Raw genomic sequence first — 9327 nt, 5'->3', positions numbered from 1 at the left:
CCATAGCTGACGGACATACCAGGGCGGCCGTGCCCCGGTCCATCGCTACCGCGGGCGGCCAGCGCGTACAACGTGTTGGGGCCGGCGATCGCGCCAGCCCCGCTCATCGCGCCTGCCATACCGGAGGTCGCTTCTCCGCGAAGGCGCGCAGGCCCTCCCGGGCGTCCTCGGAGCGCATCAGGGCCGCAATCTCCGCGGCGGTGCGCGCCCAGGCCGCATCCTCGGATGCGATGCCGCCGTCGATGATGCCCGCCGCGATCCGCTTGCTGGCCTGGACCGCCAGGGGCGCGTTGCGGCAGATCAGGTCGGCCAGGGCAAGGGCCTCGTCGAGGACCGACGCCGTCGGCACCACCCGGTTGACCAGGCCCAGACGCAACGCGGTGGCCGCGTCCACCGGCTTCCCGGTCAGGATCATCTCCATGGCGACCTTGGGTGGGATCTGTGCCGACAGCCGGAAGGCCCCGCCGGCGGCGGCGACGATGCCCCGGCTGACCTCCGGCAGGCCGAACTGCGCGGTCTGCGCCGCCACGGCCAGGTCGCTCGCAAGGACGATCTCGGTGCCGCCACCGAGTGCGAAGCCGTTCACCGCGGCTATCGTCGGCTTGCTGATCGGGTGGGACACGTAGCCGGCGAATCCCCAGTGCCGGCGACCCGCGGGGGACGTCCGCTCGCCGCGGGCGACCGCCTTGAGGTCGATGCCGGCGCAGAACGCCGTGTCGCCCGCGCCCGTCACCACGACCGCCCGCACCTCCCGGTCGTGCTCCGCCGCCTCGAGAGCCTCGCCGACGAGAGTGGTGGACTCCAGGTTCACCGCGTTGCGTGCCTCGGGCCGGTTGAGCGTGATCACCATCGTGTGGTCACGGCGCTCCACCAGCACTACCGGCCCAGTCACTTCGGCTCCTCCAGTACGCCCGCCGCCACCAGCGCATCGATGTCGCAGTCGGACAGCCCGAGCAGCTTGGCGCAGATCTCCCGGGTGTGCTCGCCCTGCAACGGCGCCGGCCGCAACTGCGGATCGGCGATCCCGGTGAACACCGCCGGGCCGTTCTCGGTCAGTATCGGCTCTGGAAGCTGTGGCTGGGCCAACCAGCGGAAGAAACCGCGCGCCGCGAGGTGCGGGTCGTCCGGCAGGTCCGCGACCCGCTGCATCATCCCCGCGGGCACACCCGCGTGCTGAAGGCGGCTCATGACCTCGCGCGGTGGGTAGACCGCCGTCCAGGCGGTCACCGCCTGCTCCACCTCGACGCGGTGCCGGCGTCGGCCTGCGGCGCTCGCCAGGCGCGGGTCGTCGCACAGCTCCGGTCGCCCGATGGCCCGGCACAGGCGACGCCAGTCCTCGTCTCCCCGGATCGTCAGCACGCACCATTCGTCGTCGCCGGCACACGGGTAGACGCCGTACGGCGCGTCGTGTCCGCCGACATCGCCTCGCGCCGCCAGGGATCCGGGAGCCAGCGACTCGCACAGGAACTGGGCGGACAGCTGGGTGAGGATGGTCTCGGCCTGGGCGAAGCTCACCGTGCCGCCGATACCGGACCGGCGGCGGGCGAGGAGGGTTGCCAGCACCGCCACGGCGCCCACTCGGGCCGCGACGTGGTCGGGATAGATGGTGCTGCTGTCGCTGAAGCTGTCCGGCACATCCGGGTAGCGCCACAGTCCCGTGATCGCGGTGGCCGCGCGCACGAGCGGGCCGTACCCCAGGCGGGGGCTCCACGGTCCGGACGAGCCGAAGGCGCTGCTGTCCACCACGATCAGCCGTGGGTTGATCGTGCGTAGGCTCTGGTCGCCGAGCCCCAGGGACTCCATCGTGCCCGGCTTGAAGTTGGACAGTACGACGTCGGCCGTGGCGGCGAGACGCTTGAAGACCGCCACGCCCTGCGGGCTGCGCAGGTCGAGACCGAGGCTGAGCTTGTTGCGGTGGCCCCAGGCGAAGGACGGGGACATCGTCGCGCCGTCCCGTGACTGCCGGCTCCCGTCGGGGAAGGCCCGGTTCTCAATCTTGATGACCTCCGCGCCCTGGTCGGCGAACAGCCGTCCCAGCTCGGCGCCGACGACGATCACCCCGAGGTCGAGGACGCGTACACCCTGCAGTGGACGGTGGGCCCGCGCGGGCACGTCCCCAGCACCGCTCGGCGTCGTCGGCGTCGGCGTCGGCGTCGGCGTGGGCGTGGGCGTGGGCATGGGCGTGGTGGGACGGTCGGCGACTGCGAGCGCGGCGAGCACGATGTCGTCGCCCGCACCGGGCGCCGGGGCGGGACACCGGATGCCGGCCCGGATGCCGTCCAGTTCGACCAGTCCGTTCGGCATCCGGCCACACACCCCGGGTGCGATCTCCACCGTCACGAACGCGTCGCGGGTGCTGAAATGCTCACTGGTGAGGACCTCGGCCGCGTCCAGTAGGGCGGCGATGGGCACCCCCCGACGCTGCCCCTCGGCGACAAGCTCGTCGCGGGTCGCCTCGGCGAACAACTGCCCGATGAGCCGGTAGAGGCGGGGCGCAGCCGCGAACCGCGCGCCCAAGCCGTCGAAGGCCGGCCCGGCGAACTCGGCCGGCTCACCCAGCCAGCCGAACATGGCCCGCCATTGCCGCTTGGCGAGCAGGCAGATGCGCACGTACCCGTCGGCGCACCGAAAGATCGGGTAGAGGTGGCGGGCGTCGGGTCGCCCCCGCGGCAGGCTCGCCGCGGGTACTCCCCGGGACGCCGTGCCACCGATCCCGAAGCCCGGGTCGAGGACCTGCACGATCGTCTCGTAGACGGAACAGTCGACGTGATCACCAAAGCCGGTGTCCAGTCGGCTGCTGTACGCGAGCAGCGCCGCCCACGCCGCTTGAATGGCGGCCGAGGAATACACCAACCCCTCCGGCGGCAGGAGGGGCGCCAAGCCGGGTATGCCGGACCGGGACAACACGCCACTCATGGCCAGATGTACCCAGTCCGTCGCCACCCAGTCGCGGTACGGCCCGGTCTGCCCGAACTCGGTGATCGACACAACCACCAGTGCGGGCAGCACGGCACGCAGCCGATCCAGACCAAGACCCAACTCCGTGAACGTGCCCGGACACGTGCTCTCGATGAAGATGTCCGCGGTGCCGAGCAGGGCCAGGAGCGCGTCCCGGCCGGACGTCGAGGTCAGGTCGAGCGTGACTCCGCGCTTGTTCGCGTTGTTCGCCACGAAGTGGAGGCTGACGCCGTCGTGCAGCGGCGCCTGCCGTCGGGAGGGGGCACCACCCGGCGGCTCGACACGGATCACGTCCGCACCCAGGTCAGCGAGGTAGCGACCGCAGAACTCGCCGATCCCGTCCGCCATGTCGACGACGCGGACGCCCGCAAGCGGACCGCTGGCCACTTTCCGTCCTCCTTCTGCCCACGGACGTCGAGGAGTGGCGCAACATTGCCTGGGCGCAGTCCGGAATATGGCACGGACCCGGGCTGGCGTACATGTCGAAGTCGGCCAACAACGCGTGCCGACCTCGGCAACGTCACCGGTGGGGCCTGGGGTAGACGCGACACATTGCCGGCGCGCACATGTGCCCATTGCGGCATCAGGCATGTTCAACTGCTCCCAGTCCGTGCCATGCTGGCGCGCACACACCGTTGCCCGCCGAGGCGTTTCGCGCTGGCGGCTGGTTCACGGCGGAATTCGCAGGCTCGCCGGCAACGAGGCGCGCGACTGAGGAAGTCCGCTGATTCCGGGTTCGCCACCTCAGGTGGTCACATTCTTGCGGGGAGGCCTGGTATGAGCCGTCACTTCGGCTGCTTCTACATCGACGGACAGTGGACGACACCCCTGTCGGAGACGACTACCCCGATCATCGAGGCCGCCACCGGGCAGCGGCTTGGTGACCTGCCTGAGGCGGGCGCCAAGGAGGTGGACCTGGCGGTGGCCGCCGCCAGGGCGGCCCAGCCGGCATGGGAGGCGACTCCGGCCGTCGAGCGGGCCGACCTGCTCGAGCGGCTTGCCGGGGCGATCGAACGGCGCTCGAAGCAGATCAGTGAGATCGTCTCCCGGCAGAACGGCATGCCGCTGGCGTTGTCCACCTCCGCCAACGTCCACGCCGTGGCTGGCACACTGCGGTACTACGCGGCGCTGGCGCGCGGTGGCTTCGCCGACCAGGAGCGCCCGGCGCTGGCCTATCCCGGCACGGTGCGCCTGCAGCGGCGCCCGGTCGGGACCGTCGCGGTGATCGTGCCGTGGAACTACCCCCTCGGGCTTACCGCGATGAAGCTCGGGCCGGCGCTGGCCGCCGGCTGCACCGTGGTGCTCAAGCCCGCCCCGGAGACGTCGCTGGATGCCGCCTACCTCATGGAGGCAATCGAGGACGCGGGCCTGCCCGCGGGCGTCGTCAACCTGATCACCGGCGGCCGGCAGACCGGTGACCTGCTGGTCAGGCATGCCGGCATCGACAAGGTGTCCTTCACCGGCTCGACCGCCGCCGGTCGGATCATCGGGGGCATCTGCGGGACGGCGCTCAAACCGGTCACCCTCGAACTGGGCGGGAAGTCCGCGGCCCTCGTACTGGACGACGCAGACCTGCCCACAGTGATGAAGGGTCTGGGCTTCCTGTCCTTCGCCAACGCCGGACAGTCCTGCTTCCTCAACTCCCGGGTCCTGGCTCCCCGCAACCTGTACGACGCGGTGGTCGACGGCCTGGCGGGCCTCGCCGACTCCTTCGTGCTCGGCAACCCGCTCGACACCACCACGACGATGGGACCGCTGGTCAGCTCGCGCCAGCGTGACCGGGTCGAGGGATACATCGCGACCGGGCGGAGCGAAGGCGCCCGGCTGGTGGCCGGCGGCGGCCGTCCCCCCGCGCAGGAGCGCGGCTGGTTCGTCGAGCCGACCGTGTTCGCCGACGTCGACAACGCCATGACCGTCGCCCGGGAAGAAATCTTCGGACCGGTCGTCTGCGTGATCCCGTATGACACGGTCGCCGACGCCGTCGACATCGCCAACGACTCGGACTACGGACTGGCCGGCAGCGTGTGGAGCGCCGACCCGGACCGGGCTCTCGGCGTCGCCCGACAGATTCAGACCGGAAGCATCGGGCTGAACATGTGGACGCTGGATCCGGGATCACCCTTCGGGGGCTGGAAGGCCAGCGGCGTCGGGAAAGAGTACGGGCCGGAGGGTCTGGACGCCTACCTCGACGTACAGTCGATCTTCGTGCCAGCCCGGCCGGCGTGACCGGGGAGACGACCGTGCAGATCACGGCCGCGCTCTCCCGCGAACCGGACAGCCCGTTTCGCATCGAGACCCTCGACCTCGCCGCACCCGGCGAGGGCGAGGTGCTGATCCGCACGGTGGCGAGCGGAATATGCCACACGGATCTGGCCGTCAAGGCCGCGTGGCCGATCGAGTACGGCCCGATCGTGCTGGGTCACGAAGGCGCCGGCGTCGTCGCGGAGGTGGGTGCCGGCGTCCCCGGCATCCGCCCCGGCGACACGGTCCTGCTCAGCTACCGGCGCTGCGGCCGGTGCCGGCGCTGCCGTGCCGGTCGGCCCGCCTACTGCGAGCAGTTCGCTCTCCTCAACACCTCCGGCGGGCGGGCGGACGGCTCGACACCGCTGTCGCTCGACGGTTCGCCGGTACGGGGCTGCTTCTTCGGCCAGTCCAGCTTCGCGAGCCACTGCCTGACCACGGTCGACAACATCGTCGTAGTGGAGCCGGGTGTGGACCTGACCGTTCTGGCGCCGCTCGGATGTGGTGTCCAGACGGGCGTCGGCAGCGTGCTGAACGTCCTCAAGCCGGACGAGACCTCGTCCTTCGCGGTCTTCGGGGCGGGCAGTGTGGGCCTGGCCGGCCTGCTCGGCGCACGGGCGAGCGGAGTGCGCACGATCATCGCCGTCGATCCGGTGGCCGGGCGGCGGGCACTGGCGGCCAAGCTGGGCGCGACCGTGACGATCGACCCCGGTGTGGACGATCCGGTCGAGGCGATCAAGGATCACACCGCCGGTGGCGTCACGCACGCCCTGGACACCACGGGGGTCCCCACGGTCCTCGCGCAGGCCATGAAGGCAGTCGGTTCGGGGGGCACGCTGGTCGCGGTGGGTCTGGGCCGGCCGGACGTGTCAGTCGACATCATCGACATCATCAGCGGCGGCAAGACGCTACGGGGTTGCATCGAGGGTGATGCCGACCCCCGCGAGTTCCTGCCCCAGCTCGTGGCGCTGCACGCCGAGGGCCGGCTACCGCTCGAAGAACTCATCACCAGCTATCCGTTCGCCGACATCAACCGGGCGGTAGCCGATTCGGTCGCCGGCGTCACCGTGAAGCCGGTGCTCGTCTTCTAGCCTCATGGCCCCACCCCGGCGCCGCGGACGATCTGTCCGATTTTCCGGACGCTCGACGTGAGAACGCGATTTCTGCTGCTGCCGAGCATGACCGAGGTCACACCGGACGCAATACGGTCAGCGCGTTCGCTCGGCGGCGCTGCCATCCGGCCAGCGCATCCAGCTTCGAGCGGCGGAAGGAGAACCACGGTGCGCGTGAGGATCGGGACCATCCGTGGCGCCACGCTAGTCATGGCTGTCGCCCTCGTGGCGGCGGCCTGCGGCAGTTCGACGTCGTCAACGACCGACTCCACCCGCACGACCTCGGCGGGCACGGGAGCCTCGGCAGGCAGCACCGCGACCGGGACGCCGATCACCATCCTCACCATCACTCCGTCGGGAACGTCCGGCGCGAACTTCCCGGACATCCCCACCGTGCTCGAAGCGTTCGCCAAGGTGACGAACGCCGCGGGCGGCATTGCCGGCCACCCGCTGAGGGTGGAATCCTGCAACGACAAGAACGACCCCAACACCGCCGGCACCTGCGCCCGCCAGGCCGTGACCGACAAGGCCGTCGCCGTGCTCGGCTCGTTCAGTCAGTTCGCCGACTCGATCCTGCCGATTCTCGACGCGGCGAAGATTCCCTACCTGGCGGCCAATGCGATTTCGGGCAGCGAATACTCGAGCACGGATTCCTACCCGCTCGTCCCCGGGCCGATCGGTTTCGCCGCGCTCGGCACGAAGGCCGGGCAGCGGTGCGCCACGACTAACATCGTCACCTACGACCTGCCGGCGGCGGCCGGTCTCGCGCCGTTCGTCGCGGCGGGCCTCGGGGCGTCGAAGAAGACGGTCAGCAAGACCGTCAAGGTGCCCGTCACGACGACGGACTTCAGCAGCACGGTCAGCAACGCGAAAGACGCCGACTGCATCATCAGCATCCTGCCCGAACAGGCTCTGAACCAGTACCTCGCCAAAGCTACGAGCCTCGGAGTCAAGCAGACGATCTTCGCCCCCGCCGGCGGTGTCGGCTCGGAGTCGTTCACCAAGTTCAAGACCCAGCTCGAGGGCTCGTACACCGTGTCCAGCTTCCCCCTCGCGACCGACCCCGTCTGGGCCGCCATGAAGCGCGAACTCGCGGCGGAGGGCAAGTCCGACGTCGACCTCACCGTCCCCGAAAACCTCAACGCGTGGGTGTCAGGCGTGGTGTTCGCCAAGGTCGCGGCCGGTCTCACCACCGTCGACGCGGCCTCCTTCAAGGAGGCCCTGGACAAGACCTCGAACCTGGACACCGGCGGGTTCACCCCACCGCTGGACTTCACCAAGCCGTTCCCGGTGCCCGCGCTCGCGCGGCTGTTCGACACCTCGCTGATCGGCGTCGACATCAAGAACGGTGCCCTCGTGCAGGACGGCACGTTCGTCGACTACAAGTCAGCCCTGACGGGCTGACCCACCGCGTGGCCGCGGGTGCGGGAGCGAGTCTCAGGCGCTTGCGCACCCGCGGCCAGCCGTCGTGAAGGAGCCCTATGTCATCGCCGGCAGTCCTGGTCAGCGGACTCACCGTCGGATTCCATGGTGTTCCGGTCGTCCGTGACCTCGACCTGGAGGTCCACCCCGGCGAGGTCGTCGCCCTCCTCGGCCGCAACGGCGCCGGCAAGACCACCACGTTGCTCACGATCGCGGGTGACCTCACCCCGCAGGGCGGGACGGTGTCGGTCGCGGGTGACGCCCGGCGCCGTCGCCTGCACCAGCGGGCCCGGCGTGGCCTCGGCCTGCTGACCGAGGAGCGGTGTGTGTTCATGGATCTCACCGGACACGAGAACCTGAAGCTCGGGCAGGGCGATCCGAAACGGGCACTCGCGTTCTTCCCCGAGCTCGAACCGCACCTGTCCAAGCGGGCCGGACTCCTCTCCGGCGGCCAGCAGCAGATGCTGGCACTCGCCCGGATCCTCGCCGGGCGCCCCCGCGTCCTGCTCGCGGACGAGCTCAGCCTCGGTCTCGCCCCCCTGGTGGTCGAGCGGCTCCTGGCCGCGATACGCAATGCCGCGCAGGACGGTGCCGCGGTGCTGCTCGTGGAGCAGCACGTCCAGTTGGCGCTGGAAGCAGCCGATCGCGCCTACGTGCTCGCGGACGGGCGGATAGCCCTCACCGACACCGCCGCGAACCTGCTGACCCGCGCCGACGACATCGCCAGCGCCTACCTGGGAGCGGAAGCCGTATGACCGTCTTCGCGCAGTTCGGGTTCCTGGGCCTGGGCGGTGGAGCGCTCATCGCCCTGCTCGGCATCGGTCTCGTCCTCGTCTACCGCGGCAGCGGTACGATCAACTTCGCCCAGGGCTCGTTCGCCCTGCTGGGCGCCTACGTCGTGCACGAGCTGCGGGAGAACCAGGGCATGCCCGCGCTCCCCGCCGTGGCAATCGCCGCGATCCTGCTCGCAGCCGTCGGGGTGCTGGTCCAGCTCCTGCTCATGCGACCGCTGCGCGCCCGCAGCCCCCTCGTCCGGGTGATCGCCACTCTCGGTGTGCTGAGCATCATCCAGCAGTCCGTGACCATCCGTTACACCGGGCAGCAGCTCAGCGTGGCCCAAACCCTCCCAGAAGAGCCCGTCCACCTCGGCTCCGTGATCGTCGGACAGCAGTCCTTCTGGCTGGCCGGCATCGCCGTCGCAGTCACCGCCGTCCTCACCGTCCTCAGCTCGCGGACGAGGCTGGGGCTCGCCGTCTCCGCCGCGGCCGCCAACCAGCGCGCCGCGGCGGCGCTTGGGTTCTCCCCGGACGCGCTGGCCTGCGGCACGTGGGCGCTGGGGGGCGCCCTCGCCGGGCTGGCAGGCGCCTTCTTCCCCTCGCTCACCGGCGACTACCTCTCCGCCAACTCGCTGGCGTTCACGATCATCGCGGCGCTGGCGGCGGCGCTGCTCGGCGGATTCCGCTCCTACCCGTTGGTGCTCGTCGGCGGGCTGCTGATCGGCGTCATCCAGAGCGAGTGCACGCACTACGTGCAGACGACCGGCGTTCCCGACTCCGTCCCCTTCCTCGTCATCGTGCTGGTGCTCGTCGTCCGC

At 70.5% G+C, this 9327-nt stretch carries 8 protein-coding genes; 5 read left to right on the top strand and 3 right to left on the bottom strand.

Translation table 11 applies throughout. The features are described 5' to 3' along the window. Nucleotides 1-103: 103 nt before the first annotated feature. The gene (locus tag U9977_RS22650; protein ID WP_416210748.1) at nucleotides 104-850 is read right to left on the bottom strand and encodes an enoyl-CoA hydratase-related protein; all 747 of its coding nucleotides are present in this window, start codon (nucleotides 848-850) and stop codon (nucleotides 104-106) included. Nucleotides 851-888: 38 nt separating this feature from the next. Next, nucleotides 889-3345: a CoA transferase gene (locus tag U9977_RS22645; protein ID WP_322751306.1), complete on the bottom strand. Its 2457-nt coding sequence runs from the start codon at nucleotides 3343-3345 to the stop codon at nucleotides 889-891. Between the two features lie 390 nt (nucleotides 3346-3735). Here U9977_RS22645 and U9977_RS22640 point away from each other — a divergent pair, with 390 nt between their 5' ends. Next, nucleotides 3736-5184: an aldehyde dehydrogenase gene (locus U9977_RS22640; protein ID WP_322751305.1), complete on the top strand. Its 1449-nt coding sequence runs from the start codon at nucleotides 3736-3738 to the stop codon at nucleotides 5182-5184. Nucleotides 5185-5198: 14 nt separating this feature from the next. After that, nucleotides 5199-6290, top strand: a complete 1092-nt coding sequence (locus U9977_RS22635; protein ID WP_322751304.1) for an NAD(P)-dependent alcohol dehydrogenase — start codon at nucleotides 5199-5201, stop codon at nucleotides 6288-6290. Nucleotides 6291-6292: 2 nt separating this feature from the next. Here U9977_RS22635 and U9977_RS22630 read toward each other — a convergent pair whose 3' ends face one another. Then, complete coding sequence (locus U9977_RS22630) at nucleotides 6293-6697, bottom strand: hypothetical protein (RefSeq protein ID WP_322751303.1); 405 nt, start codon at nucleotides 6695-6697, stop codon at nucleotides 6293-6295. A 7-nt stretch (nucleotides 6698-6704) separates the two neighbouring features. On the opposite strand from U9977_RS22630, the gene U9977_RS22625 reads away from it, so the two are divergent. From U9977_RS22625 to U9977_RS22615, 3 genes are all read left to right on the top strand, one after another. Next, entirely contained in the window at nucleotides 6705-7715 is a 1011-nt protein-coding gene (locus U9977_RS22625; RefSeq protein WP_322751302.1) for an ABC transporter substrate-binding protein, read from the top strand. A gap of 77 nt (nucleotides 7716-7792) precedes the next feature. Continuing rightward, entirely contained in the window at nucleotides 7793-8488 is a 696-nt protein-coding gene (locus U9977_RS22620) for an ABC transporter ATP-binding protein (protein ID WP_322751301.1), read from the top strand. Continuing rightward, the coding region (locus U9977_RS22615) for a branched-chain amino acid ABC transporter permease (RefSeq protein WP_322751300.1) at nucleotides 8485-9327 on the top strand (843 nt) is incomplete at its 3' end. The genes U9977_RS22620 and U9977_RS22615, both read left to right, overlap by 4 nt.

The organism is Protofrankia sp. Cas8, from assembly GCF_963555845.1.
Lineage (GTDB): Bacteria > Actinomycetota > Actinomycetes > Frankiales > Frankiaceae > Protofrankia.
Note: the sequence above shows the minus strand (reverse complement) of the source record. Positions and strands in the feature narration are given on the sequence as shown.

Coding starts and splice junctions, on each gene's coding strand:
- U9977_RS22620 (WP_322751301.1), top strand. CDS start 7,793: ATGTCATCGCCGGCAGTCCTGGTCAGCGGACTCACCGTCGGATTCCAT.
- U9977_RS22650 (WP_416210748.1), bottom strand. CDS start 850: ATGGTGATCACGCTCAACCGGCCCGAGGCACGCAACGCGGTGAACCTG.
- U9977_RS22640 (WP_322751305.1), top strand. CDS start 3,736: ATGAGCCGTCACTTCGGCTGCTTCTACATCGACGGACAGTGGACGACA.
- U9977_RS22630 (WP_322751303.1), bottom strand. CDS start 6,697: ATGTCCGGGAAGTTCGCGCCGGACGTTCCCGACGGAGTGATGGTGAGG.